11 protein-coding genes and 1 pseudogene are annotated in these 13,251 nt (G+C 74.8%); 6 read left to right on the top strand and 6 right to left on the bottom strand.

The features are described 5' to 3' along the window. Positions 1–156: 156 nt before the first annotated feature. The 4 genes from AB5J87_RS24585 (at position 157) to AB5J87_RS24570 (ending at position 3,974) form a co-directional block, all read left to right on the top strand. On the top strand, positions 157–804 hold the full coding sequence (locus AB5J87_RS24585) for a class I SAM-dependent methyltransferase (protein ID WP_369379336.1): 648 nt from the start codon (positions 157–159) through the stop codon (positions 802–804). A 93-nt stretch (positions 805–897) separates the two neighbouring features. Then, entirely contained in the window at positions 898–1,848 is a 951-nt protein-coding gene (locus tag AB5J87_RS24580; RefSeq protein ID WP_369379335.1) for an N-acetylmuramoyl-L-alanine amidase, read from the top strand. A gap of 186 nt (positions 1,849–2,034) precedes the next feature. Continuing rightward, complete coding sequence (locus AB5J87_RS24575) at positions 2,035–2,859, top strand: hypothetical protein (protein ID WP_369379333.1); 825 nt, start codon at positions 2,035–2,037, stop codon at positions 2,857–2,859. A 104-nt stretch (positions 2,860–2,963) separates the two neighbouring features. Then, the gene (locus AB5J87_RS24570; protein WP_369379332.1) at positions 2,964–3,974 is read left to right on the top strand and encodes an LLM class F420-dependent oxidoreductase; all 1,011 of its coding nucleotides are present in this window, start codon (positions 2,964–2,966) and stop codon (positions 3,972–3,974) included. Between the two features lie 15 nt (positions 3,975–3,989). Here the strand turns inward: AB5J87_RS24570 and AB5J87_RS24565 are convergent, their stop codons facing one another. The 4 genes from AB5J87_RS24565 to AB5J87_RS24550 form a co-directional block, all read right to left on the bottom strand. Next, positions 3,990–4,562 carry a hypothetical protein gene (locus tag AB5J87_RS24565; RefSeq protein ID WP_369379330.1) on the bottom strand — a complete coding sequence of 191 codons (573 nt, stop codon included), beginning with the start codon at positions 4,560–4,562 and terminating at the stop codon, positions 3,990–3,992. Positions 4,563–4,676: 114 nt separating this feature from the next. Beyond that, positions 4,677–5,750 (bottom strand): prenyltransferase, encoded by a 1,074-nt coding sequence (locus tag AB5J87_RS24560; RefSeq protein WP_369379328.1) that lies wholly within the window; start codon positions 5,748–5,750, stop codon positions 4,677–4,679. Next, positions 5,747–6,490: a class I SAM-dependent methyltransferase gene (locus tag AB5J87_RS24555; protein ID WP_369379327.1), complete on the bottom strand. Its 744-nt coding sequence runs from the start codon at positions 6,488–6,490 to the stop codon at positions 5,747–5,749. The genes AB5J87_RS24560 and AB5J87_RS24555 overlap by 4 nt, the downstream gene beginning before the upstream one ends. Before the next feature lie 178 nt (positions 6,491–6,668). Then, complete coding sequence (locus AB5J87_RS24550) at positions 6,669–7,994, bottom strand: glycosyltransferase family 4 protein (protein ID WP_369379326.1); 1,326 nt, start codon at positions 7,992–7,994, stop codon at positions 6,669–6,671. A 242-nt stretch (positions 7,995–8,236) separates the two neighbouring features. Between AB5J87_RS24550 and AB5J87_RS24545 the strand changes: the two genes are divergently transcribed. Both AB5J87_RS24545 and AB5J87_RS24540 read left to right on the top strand, forming a co-directional pair. Further along, positions 8,237–8,878, top strand: coding sequence for a TetR family transcriptional regulator (locus AB5J87_RS24545; RefSeq protein ID WP_369379324.1), 642 nt, complete (start codon positions 8,237–8,239; stop codon positions 8,876–8,878). Positions 8,879–9,167: 289 nt separating this feature from the next. Continuing rightward, positions 9,168–9,692: pseudogene (locus tag AB5J87_RS24540) on the top strand (LuxR C-terminal-related transcriptional regulator); the annotation flags it as partial. Here the strand turns inward: AB5J87_RS24540 and AB5J87_RS24535 are convergent. Together AB5J87_RS24535 and AB5J87_RS24530 are read right to left on the bottom strand one after the other, a co-directional pair. Further along, positions 9,618–11,531: an ATP-binding cassette domain-containing protein gene (locus AB5J87_RS24535; RefSeq protein WP_369379323.1), complete on the bottom strand. Its 1,914-nt coding sequence runs from the start codon at positions 11,529–11,531 to the stop codon at positions 9,618–9,620. The pseudogene AB5J87_RS24540 and the gene AB5J87_RS24535 sit on opposite strands and share 75 nt — an antisense overlap. After that, positions 11,524–13,242, bottom strand: coding sequence for an ATP-binding cassette domain-containing protein (locus tag AB5J87_RS24530; RefSeq protein ID WP_369379322.1), 1,719 nt, complete (start codon positions 13,240–13,242; stop codon positions 11,524–11,526). The genes AB5J87_RS24535 and AB5J87_RS24530 overlap by 8 nt, the downstream gene beginning before the upstream one ends. Positions 13,243–13,251: the final 9 nt, after the last annotated feature.

The following is a 13,251-nucleotide window of genomic DNA, read 5'->3' as shown; positions in this document are numbered from 1 at the left end:
AGAACACGTTTCAATCTGACGGAAGGTCAGACGGCTGGGAGAAGGAGCGGAACCGGACGGCGCCCGGCTTACGATGTGGCACCACCTCCCCACGTGCCCGCGCCTTCGCGCGCACCCCTCGCGCGGCCACCGCGCACGAGCCCCAGGAGCCCCGCCATGGCGACACCCAAGCCGGAGATACTCGCCGCCTTCGAGGCCGCCAAGGGTTTCATGCCCGTGACCGAGGGGCTCGCGCTGTACGCGGCGGCCGTGGAGGCGGCGGCGCTCGGGCTGCCGCTCCTGGAGGTCGGCACCTACTGCGGGCGCTCCACGCTGCTGCTCGCCGACGCCGCCCGGGCCGCCGGGACCGTCGCCGTCACCGTCGACCACCACCGGGGCAGCGAGGAGCAGCAGCCCGGCTGGGAGTACCACGACTCTGCCGTCGTCGACCCCGAGGTCGGGCTGATGGACACCCTGCCCACCTTCCGGCGCACCCTGCACGGGGCGGGCCTGGAGGACCACGTGATCGCGGTCGTGGGGCACTCGCCGCAGGTGGCGCGGGCCTGGGGCGGCCGGGTCGGGCTGGTCTTCATCGACGGCGGCCACACCGACGAGCACGCGAGCGCCGACTACGAGGGCTGGGCCCCGCACCTCGCCGAGGGCGGACTGCTGCTGATCCACGACGTCTTCCCGGACCCGGTCGACGAGTTCACCGGCCAGGCCCCGTACCGCGTCTATCTGCGCGCGCTCGCCTCCGGCGCGTTCACCGAGGTCTCGGCCACCGAGTCGCTGCGGGTGCTGCGCCGCACCGGCCCCGGGGCGTGAGGGCGCGCGACCACCCGTGCGCCCCGCACCGCACCCCGTTCGGCGCACGCCGGACGACCGCCCGCCGCGCACCGCCCCGGCTAGCATCGCTGCGTGCCGTACGACAGCGAGTCCCCCAGCCCCGCCCGGCGCCGACTGCGCGGCAACCTCGTCATCGCGACCGCCGCGCTGGTTCCGACCTGCCTGGCCGGGTGGCTGGTGTGGCAGGCCATGGGCGGCTCCGGCGGCCAGGACGACAAGCCGCCGAGGGTGCTGCCGCTGCCGAGCGCGTCGGTGGCCGTACCCCCGTCGGGGAACGCCAAGCTGCCGACGGTGACCGTGACGGCCACCCCCTCGCCGTCGGCCTCTCCCCGGCCCGCCCGGCCCACCGGCCCGCTGGCCGGGCGGGTCGTGGTGATCGACCCGGGCCACAACCCGGGCAACTTCAAGCACCCCACCGAGATCAACCGCCAGGTGGACATCGGGACGAACAAGAAGGAGTGCGACACCACCGGCACCGCCACCCGCGACGGCTACACCGAGGCAGCGTTCACCCTCGACGTCGCGCACCGGCTGCGGGCGCTCCTGGAGAAGCAGGGCGCGACCGTCTCCTACACCCAGGACGGGGAGCGCGCCTTCGGCCCGTGCGTGGACGAGCGGGCCCGGATCGGCAACACGGCGAAGGCGGACGCGGTCGTCTCGGTCCACGCCGACGGCGCCCCCGAGGGCGACCGGGGCTTCCATGTGATCCTGCCCGCACTGGTGAAGGCGGGGAAGGCGGACACCGCGGCGATCGTGGGGCCCTCGCGTGAGCTGGGTGTGAGGATCGCGGGGAAGTTCGTGGCGGCGACCGGGACGGCCGCCTCCAACTACGTCGGCGACGGGACCGGGCTGGACGTCCGCAAGGACCTCGGCGGGCTCAACCTCTCCACCGTGCCGAAGGTGTTCATCGAGTGCGGGAACATGCAGGATTCCCGTGACGCCGGGCTGCTGAAGAGCGCGCAGTGGCGCCAGAAGGCGGCCCAGGGCCTCGCCGACGGCATCGGTTCCTTCCTGCTGAAGTGAGCGTCTCACCGGCCGGGACGTCCGGCTGCGGGTCGGTCACGGTCTGAACACCGGGGGTACGTCGGGCGCGGCCAGACGATAGATTCTTCCCCGGGTGGGGAACCACACCCGTGCTTCGCGCCGTGTGCACGTACACCGGCGGCAGCGATGACCGCCCCGACGAGACGACCCATAAGGACTATTCACGTGAACATCCGCTCCCTCACGCGAGGCGACGGCGTGGTGATCGGAGCAGCGGTGGTGCTGTTCATCGCCTCGTTCCTCGATCTCTACTCCGTCGGCGACGCGTGCGTCGGCTCCATCTGCTCCCACGCCAACGTGCCGAACGCGTGGGACGCGCTGGGCCTGCTGATGAGCATGTTCCTGGCGGGCATCATCGGGGCGGCCCTCATCGTCGTGGCCCGCTCGCTGCCGCAGCCGCGCAAGGTCGTCGGGATGGACCTGGCGCAGTTCGGCACCGCGCTCACGATCTTCGCCGCGTGGACCGCGTTCTGGACGATCATCGACATGGACAGCGCGGGCGCGGGCATGATCCTCGGCCTGATCGCCGCGCTGGTGCTCGCCGCCGGCGCGGTCGCGGGCCCGATGGTCGGCGCCCTCAAGGCCCCGCTGATGGGCGCCCCGCGCCCGGCCGTCGCCCAGCCGTACGGCGGTCAGCCCTACGGCGGCCAGCCCGCGGGCGGCTACGGCTACCCCGGCGCCGCCGCCCAGCCGCAGCCCTACGGCGCGCAGGGCGCCGACCCGAGCCAGGGCGGCCAGACCCCGTCGCCCGCCGCCGCCCAGCAGCCGGCCGCGGCCGGCGCTCCGGCCGGGGACTTCGCCCCGTTCTGGTTCGCGGTCCCGGTGGCCCGTCCGCTGTACGCGGAGGACGGCTCCCCGACGCCGATCGCCGAACTCGCCCCCGGCACCTGGTACCTGGCGGTCGAGCAGCGCGGCGCCGCGCTGGTCGCCCAGACCCAGGACGGGCGCCGCGGCGTCCTCCAGGACACCACCGGCATCCAGCGCGGCTGACCCGCGCCCGCCGAGCGACGGCACGGCCCCCGCCCCTTCCGGGCGGGGGGCCGTTCCCGTACCCTCTGCTGACGATCCGTCAGATACGGGCAGGGGGCGTCGGCATGCGGCTCGGACTCGCACTCGGCTACTGGGGGCGCGGCCCCGACCCCGGCCAACTCGCCCTCGTCCAGGAGGCCGAGCGGCTCGGCTACGCCTCGGTGTGGACGGCGGAAGCCTGGGGCTCCGACGCGTTCACCGCGCTGACCTGGATCGCCGCCCACACCTCGCGGATCCGCCTCGGTACGGCGGTGGCGCAGATGGCGGCCCGCACCCCGACCGCGACCGCGATGCACGCCCTCACCCTGGACCACCTCTCCGGCGGCCGGCTGACCCTGGGCCTCGGGCTCTCCGGGCCCCAGGTGGTGGAGGGCTGGTACGGACGGCCCTTCCCGTCGAGCCCGCTGACCGCCACCCGCGAGTACGTGGACGTGGTGCGCCAGGTCCTCGCGCGCGGGGGGCCGGTCGAGCTGGACGGCCGCTTCCACCCGCACCCCTACCGGGGCGCCGACGGCACCGGGCTCGGCCGGGCGCTGAAGTCCATCACGCATCCGCTGCGGGCGGACCTGCCGGTGGTGCTCGGCGCCGAGGGCCCCAGGAACATCGCCCAGACCGTCGAGATCGCCGACGGCTGGCTGCCGCTGTACTGGTCGCCCGACCGGCCCGGCGCGTACGCGAGCGCGCTGGCCGGGCTGCGCGAGGGGTTCCTGGTGGCGCCGATGGTGCGCGCCCGGGTCTGCGACGACGTGGCCGAGGGGCTGCTGCCGGTCAAGGCCATGCTCGGCTTCTACATCGGCGGCATGGGGCACACCGCCCGCAACTTCCACGCCGACCTCATGGCGCGGATGGGGTACGAGGGCGAGGCCCGCCGCATCCAGAAGCTGTTCGCCGAGGGGCGCCGCGAGGAAGCGGTGCTCGCCGTGCCGGACGCGTTCGCCGACGAGATCTCGCTGGTCGGGCCGCGCGGGCGGATCGCGGACCGGCTCCAGGCGTGGCGCGCGGGCCCGGTGACGGACCTCCTGGTCACCTCACCGGACCCGACGACACTGCGGGTGCTGGCCGAGCTGAACGGCTGAGCCCCGCGCGGGCGGTCAGCCGCCGCTGAGCTGCGAGGCCGACGGCACCTGGTCCTTGACCTCGGCGCCCGCGCTCTTGCCCGCGTCCTTGACGCCGCCGATGACCTTCTCGAACATGTTCACGTCCGCGTCCGTGGCGTCGCCCTTGCGCAGCTTGCCGCCCAGGTTCTTCAGCGACTCGATGCCGGAGCCGAGGGGGGCGACGGCCTTGGAGAGCAGCGGGTCGCCCTTGGCGTTGTTCACCGCCGCCTTCAGCCGGTTGTAGGTGAAGGCTCCGGCCAGACCGGCCTTGACCAGGGCGAACGTCCGGCCCTTGGTGCCCTTCTTGAACTTGCCCGCCTTGAACGGCTTCACGATCCACTGGTAGGCGGCGCCCGCCGCGAGACCCGCGTTGGCGACGAACCGGGTCTTGGCGAGCCGCTGGCGCTCGGCCGAGGCCGTCGCCGACGGGGAGATCGCGGCCTCGGCCGCGGTCAGGCTGTTGCGGGCGCTCTTGGTTTCGCCTCCGCAGGCGGTCGTCGAGACCAGGACGGCGCAGGACAGGACGACCGCCACCACTATGCGGCGGAAGGGGAGCGTACTGGGCACGATGGACCTCCGGGTAGGTTTCTGCCTCCCCGGCAGCGTCACCCGTGCGGCGGCACCCGGCGACCCGGACAGGGCCGTTCGGGTCCCCTGGCGCGGCTGCGCGCCCCCCGGACCCTAGCCGCAGCACTCCGGTGCGAGGCCCCGGGGCAGGCGCTCCCCGGCGAACACCGCCGTCGTCGCCTCGTCGCCGCCCAGCGCCGCGACCGCCAAAAGCAGGGACCCCGCCGTCCACGTGGTGAGCTCCTCCGGCCACACCGCCCGGTGGCCCTCGAAGACGTAGCCCGTCCAGTACAGGCCGTCCCCGGCCCGCAGGTGCTGGATGGACTGGAGGATCTCCAGGGCGCGGTCCGACTCGCCCATCACCCAGAGCGCGAGCGCCAGTTCACAGCTCTCGCCGCCGGTCACCCACGGGTTCGGCAGCACACAGCGCACCCCGAGCCCGGGCACCACGAAGGCGTCCCAGTGCTCCTCGATGCGCTCCTTGGCCGCCGCGCCGGTCACCGCGCCGCCGAGGACCGGGTAGTACCAGTCCATCGAGTAGCGGGACTTGTCCAGGAAGCGCTCGGGATGGCGGGCCACCGCGTGCGCCAGCGCGCCCGTCGCCAGCTCCCAGTCCGGCTGCGGCTCCTCGCGCTGCTCGGCGATGGCCAGCGCGCACCGCAGCGCCTGGTGGATGGAGGAGCTGCCGGTCAGCAGGGCGTCGGTGACGGCCGTGCCGTCCTCCTCGCGCTTCCAGCCGATCTGCCCGCCGGGCTGCTGGAGCCGCAGCACGAACTCGACCGCCGCGTACACCACCGGCCACATCCGGTCGAGGAAGGTGTCGTCGCCGGTGGCCAGGTAGTGGTGCCAGACGCCGACCGCCACGTACGCGACGAAGTTGGTCTCCCGGCCCCGGTCGGTGATCCGCGCGAAGTCGCCGTCGTGGTAGGCCGCGTACCAGGACCCGTCGTCGTTCTGGTGCCGGGCCAGCCACTCGTAGGCGCGCGCCGCGGCGGCGTGCTCGCCCGCCGCGTCCAGCGCCATGGCGGCCTCGGTGTGGTCCCACGGGTCCAGGTGGTGGCCGCGGAACCACGGTATGGCGCCGTCCTCGCGCTGCACGGCCAGGATGCCGGCCACCGTGGCGGCGGCCTGCGCGGCGGTGAGCACCCCCGGCAGGACCAGGTGTTCGGTCCGCTCCGGTGAGGTCACTTGGCGTCGGCCCCTTCCAGCGGGACCAGGTGCGGCTTGGTCGCGTACGCCACGAAGCTCTTGCCCACGACCGGGTTGAGCGCCTGCTCGGCGAGCCGCGTGACCAGCGGCTTCTTCATGATGTCCCAGACCAGGAGCTTGTGGTACGCCCGCACCGGCAGCGCCTTGTCGTTGTCGACCCCGAAGGCGCACTTGAGCCACCAGTACGGCGAGTGCAGCGCGTGCGCGTGGTGCCGGCCGTACGGCTTGAGGCCCGCCTCGCGCATCTTGGCGAGCAGCTCGTCCGCCTTGTAGATGCGGATGTGGCCGCCCTCGACCTCGTGGTAGGCGTCGGACAGCGCCCAGCAGACCTTCTCCGGCCCGTAGCGCGGCACGGTGACCGCGATCCGGCCGCCCGGCTTGAGGACGCGGACCATCTCGGCGAGCACGCCCTTGTCGTCCGGGATGTGCTCCATGACCTCGGAGATGATCACGACGTCGAAGGACTCGTCGGGGAACGGCAGGTTGAGCGCGTCGCCCTCCATCGCCGTGGCGGTCGCCCCCTCGGGCGCCTCCCCGGCCTCCTTCATCGCCGCGAACCACTTGGCGACCTCGCGGATCTCCTCGCCGTTCTGGTCGAGCGCCACGACCCGCGCACCGCGCCGGTAGCACTCGAAGGCGTGCCGCCCCGCGCCGCAGCCCAGGTCGAGCACGCGGTCGCCCGGGGCGAGCGGGAAGCGGGAGAAGTCGACGGTCAGCACGGATGCCTGCTTTCGCGAGGGTCGTAGCTTGCGGGGGCGTGGGGGTGGGCGCACCCCCACGGGGCCGCGGAGCGGCCGGGGGCACAGGGCGCGGAGCGGCGCGAGGGCTGCGGGCGCGGCGGTTCGGGGTGCCGCGCCGGTGGGGCCGCGGAGCGGTCGCGGGCCCGCCGGAAACGGGTCACGGAAGGCGCTTTCCGGCCGCGGAGCGGCCCTTCGCCGCGATCGCGGAGCGGTACAGCTCCGCGGTGCCCTCGGCCGCCCGCGCCCAGGTGAACCGGTCGAGCACCCGCTGCCGCCCGGCCGCTCCGAGCCGTACGCGCAGCTCCGGGTCGCCGAGGAGGCGTACCAGCGCGGCGGCCAGCGCCTGCGGTTCGCCCGGCGGCACCGCCAGACACGTCTCGCCGTCGGGACCGGCCACCTCGGGGATGGCCCCGCCGGTGGTCGCGACCAGCGGGGTCCCCGTCGCCATCGCCTCGGCGGCGGGCAGCGAGAACCCCTCGTACAGCGAGGGCACACAGCTGATCTGCGCGGACCGTACGAGGTCGACGAGCTCGGCGTCGCTGATGCCCTTGACGAAGCGGACCGCGCCGTCCAGCCCGTACTTCTCGATGGCCCGGGCGACCGGGCCGTCCTCGGCGCGCTTGCCGACGACGACCAGATGCGCCTCGGGGTGCTCGGCGCGCACCTTGGCGAGCGCCTCGACCAGGAAGACCAGGCCCTTGAGCGGTACGTCCGCGCTGGAGGTGGTGACGATCCGGCCGGGCACCTCGGCCACCGACGGGTCCGGCGACCACAGGTCGGTGTCGGCGCCGATGTGCACCACGCGGATGCGGTCCTCGCGCACCCCGAGGTGCTCGACGATCTCGCGCTGGGAGGAGCCGGAGACGGTGAGCACGGACGGCAGCCTGCGCGCCACGCGCTTCTGCATCCGTGTGAACCCGTACCAGCGGCGCACCGAGGAGCGGCGCTTCCAGTCCTGGGCGGCGTCCAGCTCCAGCTGCCGGTCGACCGTGATGGGGTGGTGGATGGTGGTGACGAGCGGGGCGCCGAGGTCGCCGAGCAGGCCGTAGCCGAGCGTCTGGTTGTCGTGGACGACGTCGAACTCGCCCCGGCGGGCGGCGAGGTGGCGCCGGGCCCGCAGCGAGAAGGTCAGCGGCTCGGGGAACCCGCCGGTCCACATGGTGGCGACCTCAAGGGCGTCGACCCAGTCCCGGTACTCGTCCTTCTTGGGCGTGCGGAACGGGTCGGGCGAGCGGTACAGGTCCAGGCTGGCGAGCTCGGTGAGCGGCACGCCCTCGTCCAGGACGGGGTACGGCTGGGCGCCGATGACCTCGACGCGGTGTCCCAGGCGGGCCAGTTCGCGGGAGAGGTGGCGCACGTACACGCCCTGGCCGCCGCAGAACGGATTGCCCTTGTACGTGAGGAGCGCGATCCGCAGCGGGCCTTCACCCGCTCCGGCCCGCCCCCCTGCGCGGGGGCTTGCCTCCATGGCCTCTGCGGTCACTCGCGGCCCCTTCATCGCTGCGTTTCGCCGGAGCGTAACCGCTCGCGCTAATCTAGAACAAGTTCCAGACTTGATCCTTCTTGATCTCTCAAGGAGCTTCGAATCTACCGGCAGGTAGCACCCCTGTGAGGGCCGGATCAGGTGATTCGCGCCACCACCGGAGCCCCTGCCATGCTGTGCCACCGGAAACGGGCCGCCGACGGCACGGGGAACACCGGGAAACGGACCACGGAACGGGACATATGACCGCGGAAGCAAAAGCAGCCATTCCGGCGTCCCCCGCTCTGACCGAGCGCCAGGAGGCCCGGCGCCGCCGCATCCTGCACGCCAGCGCCCAGCTGGCCAGCCGCGGCGGCTTCGACGCGGTCCAGATGCGCGAGGTGGCGGAGGCCGCGGGCGTCGCGCTCGGCACGCTCTACCGCTACTTCCCGTCCAAGATCCATCTGCTGGTCGCCACCATGCAGGACCAGCTCCAGCACCTGCACGGCACCCTGCGCAAACACCCGCCGTCCGGCGAGAGCGCCGCCGACCGGGTCGCCCAGACGCTGATGCGGGCCTTCCGCGCGCTCCAGCGCGAGCCGCACCTCGCCGACGCGATGGTGCGCGCCCTCACCTTCGCCGACCGCTCGGTCAGCCCCGAGGTGGACACCGTCTCCCGGCAGACCACCGCGATCATCCTGGACGCGATGGGCCTGGACCACCCCACTCCGCAGCAGCTCTCGGCGGTCCGGGTCATCGAGCACACCTGGCACTCGGCCCTGATCACCTGGCTGTCGGGGCGGGCCTCGATCGCCCAGGTGAAGATCGACATCGAGACGGTGTGCCGGCTGATCGACCTCACGGCGCCGGACGGCTCCACGGCCCGGCACGGCTCCGCGGTCTGAGGGTTGCGGGGCCCGCCACGCCCCACGGCCCTCTCCCCTCGCCCGGCGCCGCCGCACGGGAGCCGAAACCGGCCCGGTCCGGGGGCACGACCGCCGACGGTGCCGGTTCTGCGCCCGGCGCGCACGTGCGGCGGGCACAACCGCTCCGCGCCCACCCCGTGCGCCGTGCGCGCCCCCGTGCCACCCCGTGGCCGATAATCCGGCTTCCCGTCCCCCCGCCCGCGGATAGAAATGTTTCGCGTGCCGAAGGAAGGCAACCGGTAGGCGGGGAGCTGGAGGGGGCTGAAACGTGATCCGGGTACTTCTCGTGCACGATGCATGTCTGATGCGGTCGGCGCTGGCCGACCGTCTGGGCCGGGAACCCGGCCTCGAGGTCCATCACGCGCCCTGGCGCAGCGCACCCGCCCGGGCGCGGGTGCTGCGGCCGGATGTGTGCGCCGTGGACCTGGACTGTTCCGACTCGTACGGAATAGCGCCGCTGGGAGAGTTACAGAGCCGGCACAACGGGTCGCGGGGTGCGCGGCTCGTCGTGCTCGCCAGCGCCAACCGGCCCGGGCCGCTGCGCCAGGCCGTGGAGGCGCACGCGCTCGGCTATGTCGACAAGGACGCCACGCCGGAGCGCCTCGTCTCCGCGATAAGACGGGCCGCCGCAGGCCAGCGGTCCGTCGACGACTCGCTGGGCTGCGGCTTCCTGCGGGCGGCCGAGATGCCGCTGACCCGCCGGGAACTGAGCGTGCTCTCACTCGCCGCCGAGGGCGCCTCCATCGCGGACATCGCGCACAGCCTGCACCTGTCCAACGGGACCGTGCGCAACTACATGGCGGCGATCACCCGCAAGACCGGCGCGCGCAACCGCGTCGACGCCATCCGCATCTCGCAGGGCGAGGGATGGGTGTGATCCGGTCAACTCCCGGTAGAACGCGGACCGTTGGAGGAGACCGTCGTGCGTGCCGTGCTCCACTGCGGTGCCGTTCATCACCAGCACCCGGCCGGCCCGGCGCGCCGAACCGGTCCGGTGCGCCACCACCACCAGCGTCGTGCCGGGCCGCCGCGCGAAGGCGCGCTCGGCCCGCGCCTCGGCGGCCGGGTCGAGGTGGCAGGTCGCCTCGTCGAGCAGCACCAGCGGGGCCGGAGCGGTGTACGCGCGGGCCAGCGCCACCAACTGCCGCTCCCCCGCCGACAGTTCGGCGGGGGCCACCGTCGCGTCCAGCCCGCCGAGCCGCTCGACCAGCGCGAGGGCGCCGACCGCCTCGCACGCCGCGAGCAGCACGTCGTCGGCGGGCGGTGCGCCCGGGCACAGATGGCCGAGGTTGGCGCGGACGCTGTCCGTGAAGACGTACGCCTGCTGCGGTACGAGCACCCGGGCGCACCCGCGCACGACTTCTCCGGCGCCCGGCACCCGCACCCCGGCCATCAGTTCGGCCAGCGTCGACTTGCCGATCCCGCTCGGCCCGACGACCGCGAGGTGCCCGCCGTGCGGCACGACGAGGTCGAGCCCGTCGACCACGGGGGCCGCGGTGGGCCCGTACGCGAAGGTGACACCGCGCAGCCGGACCGCGGGGGCGGGGGCCGGGGCTCCGGTGGGGGCCGGGCCCGCGTGGGCGGCGGCCGGATGCGGGCCGGGGGCCACGGCCGCGTCTGCGACGGGGACCCGGCCCGCATCGGCGGCTGCGGCGGGGGCCGGCTCGATGCCCGGGGGCGCCGCCGTGCTCGTCTCCGCGTCCGGGGCCGGTGTCGGTCCTCCCGGGTCCCGCAGCCGCCGCAGCACCACGAACAGCCGGGCCCCCGAGGTGCCCAGGCCCTGCATCAGCGACTGGAGGGCCGGGATCAGGGACTGGGTGAGATAGGCGAGCGCCCCCACGAACGCGCCCGCGGTGACCCCGTGGTCCAGCAGCCAGGGCGCCATCACGAGCAGCAGCACCACGGTGGCCCGGCCGCCGACGCCCGCCGCGAGGGTGCGCAGCACGCCCCAGCGGGCCAGCGCCCGCGAGGCGCGGAACTCGGCGTCGACGCGTTCGCGCACCCCGTCCGCCACCAGGTCCTGCGCCCCGGCGGCCGTGATGTCCCGCAACCCGCCCACCACCAGGCCGAGTTCGGCGGCGAGCGCCTCGTCGGCGGCCAGGAACTCCTCCTGGCGCCGCGCGAGCGGGCGCAGGGTGGCGAGGAACAGGGCGAGCCCGGCGGCCAGCGGCACCGCCACCACCGGCAGCAGCACCGGCGCCAGCGAGAACAGCCCGATCAGCGCGCCCACCGCCGTGACGGCGAAGGTGCGCGAGACCATCACCAGCCCCGCGAGCGTGTCGCGCGCGATCTCCACCTGGTGGGTCAGCCGGGACAGCGCCGCCCCGTCCGGCTCCCGCAGCGCCCGGCGCACCACACCGCGCACCAGGTCGTCGCGGACCGGCTCGATCAGCGCGGCGACCGCCCGGTACACCCGCCCGGTGCCGTACGCCCCGGCCACCACGCCCGCCGCCGCCAGCCCCAGCCAGCCGAGCCCGACGCGGGTGTCGCCCGCGAGGAAGCCCCGGTCGAGCGCCCGCGCGAGCGCGTAGCCGAGCAGGAACGTCTCGCCCGCCTCCAGGGCGGACCACAGCGCGAGCCTCAGCAGCGCCCGCCGGCGGGGGCGCACGAACCGCAGCAGCCGCTCAACCATCGCCCGGCTCCCGGGAGTCCGGCGCCGTCCGCGCCGCTTCCGGCGCCTCGGGCTCCTCCGCGAACACCGCGCGGTACTCGGGCAGGCGCCACAGTTCGGCGTGCGGGGCGAGCGCCCGGACCCGGCCGCCGTCCAGCCAGACCACCAGATCGGCGCGGGCCGCCGTGCGCACCCGGTGGGCGACGATCAGCCGGGTGCCCGGGGTCCGCCCCTCCAGCAGGGCCCGCTCCACCTTGAGCTCGGTCGCCGAGTCCAGGCTCGAGGTGGCGTCGTCCAGGATCAGCAGCCTGCCGGAGTGCGCGAACGCCCTTGCCAGGCCGAGCCGTTGGGCCTCCCCGCCGGACATCGGCGCCTCGGCGCACGCCGTCGCGTACCCGAGCGGCAGCCTGCGGACGAAGTCGTCGGCGCAGGCCGCCCGCGCCGCCTCCGCGACCGCCTCGGGGCCGGGCCGGTGCGCGCCGAAGGCGATGGTGGCGCCGACCGTGCCGCCGAGCAGCGCCGGGCGGGCGAAGGCGTGGCCGACCTCGCGGCGCAGCGCGTCCCGGGCCAGCTCGGGCAGGGGGACGCCGTCCACCAGGACCGTGCCGCGCTCGGGGTCGGTGAGCCGCCCCGCGACGGCGGCCAGCGCCGACTTGCCGGAGCCGGAGCGCCCCACGACGGCGGCCACCGCCCCGCCGGGCACATACAGGTCGATGTCGCTCAGCGGCCCCGAGGAGACCGAGCGGAGCTCCAACGCTCCTTCTCCGTGCGGAAGTCGGCGGTTCCCGTACGTCATGACCGGCACGTCCAGCGCCTCGGCCAGCCGGTCGGCGGCGGTGCGCCCGCGCACCAGGGAGTTGAGCAGCCCGACCAGCACTCCGGTGCCGGTGGCCAGCACCGCGTACCGCCAGGCGGCGAGCAGTCCGCCCACGGTGAGCGCGCCGTCGGCGAGCCGCAGCCCGGCGACCGCGAGCACCACGAGCTGGAGCAGCGGCAGCAGGGCGGCGGCCTGCGCGGTGGAGCGGCCGGTGACCGCCCACATGCGGTGGCCCTGGCGGGAGAGTTCGGGCAGCGGGGCGAGGATCCGGGCGGCGTCGCGCTCGGCGGTCCCGGCGGCGGTGATGGTGCGGGCGCCCTCCACCGCCTCGGCGAGCCGTCCGGCGATCTCGCCCTGGGCGCGCAGATAGGCGGCGCTGATGTCGCCGGAGGCCCGGACGAACACCTTCAGGAGCAGGACGAGCAGGGGCAGCCCGGCGACCAGCGCCAGCGCGGTCCATCCGTCGGTGAGGGCGAGCGCCACCAGACCGCCGACCGGGGTGAGCACGGCGGCGAGGATCGCGGCGAGGGTGGCGGGCACGGGCCCGGCCTGGGCGGCGTTGCCGACGAGCCGGGCCACCAGGTCGCCCTCGGCGAGTCCGGCGCGCGGCCCGGCGGCCAGGACGTGGCCCAGCACCCGGTCCCGTATCCGGGCGGTGGTGCGGGCGTTGGCGGTCGCGGTGACCAGGCCGTCCAGGGCGCCCAGGACGACACAGGCGCCGGTGAGGGTCGCGCAGAGCGCCAGCCAGGGTCCGGCGGCGGCCCGGTCGTCGCCGAGCAGCAGGTCGAGGGTGCGGCCCAGGGCCCAGGGCAGGGCGAGGGAGGCCGCGGCGAGGGCGGTGGTCAGCAGCAGGACGAGGGCGGCGGGGGCCGCGCCGCGCCGGACGGTCTCACGCAGAAAGGGGCGCTGGGCCATGTGCCCTCC

This window comes from Streptomyces sp. cg36, from assembly GCF_041080675.1.
In the GTDB taxonomy this organism is placed as follows: domain Bacteria; phylum Actinomycetota; class Actinomycetes; order Streptomycetales; family Streptomycetaceae; genus Streptomyces.
The sequence above is the reverse complement of the archived record's forward strand: the minus strand, read 5'-3'. Positions and strand labels throughout refer to the sequence as shown.

Excerpts from the sequence above, each read along its gene's own strand:
- AB5J87_RS24585 (WP_369379336.1), top strand. The coding sequence starts at position 157 with ATGGCGACACCCAAGCCGGAGATACTCGCCGCCTTCGAGGCCGCCAAG.
- AB5J87_RS24570 (WP_369379332.1), top strand. The coding sequence starts at position 2,964 with ATGCGGCTCGGACTCGCACTCGGCTACTGGGGGCGCGGCCCCGACCCC.
- AB5J87_RS24545 (WP_369379324.1), top strand. The coding sequence starts at position 8,237 with ATGACCGCGGAAGCAAAAGCAGCCATTCCGGCGTCCCCCGCTCTGACC.
- AB5J87_RS24535 (WP_369379323.1), bottom strand. The coding sequence starts at position 11,531 with ATGGTTGAGCGGCTGCTGCGGTTCGTGCGCCCCCGCCGGCGGGCGCTG.
- AB5J87_RS24530 (WP_369379322.1), bottom strand. The coding sequence starts at position 13,242 with ATGGCCCAGCGCCCCTTTCTGCGTGAGACCGTCCGGCGCGGCGCGGCC.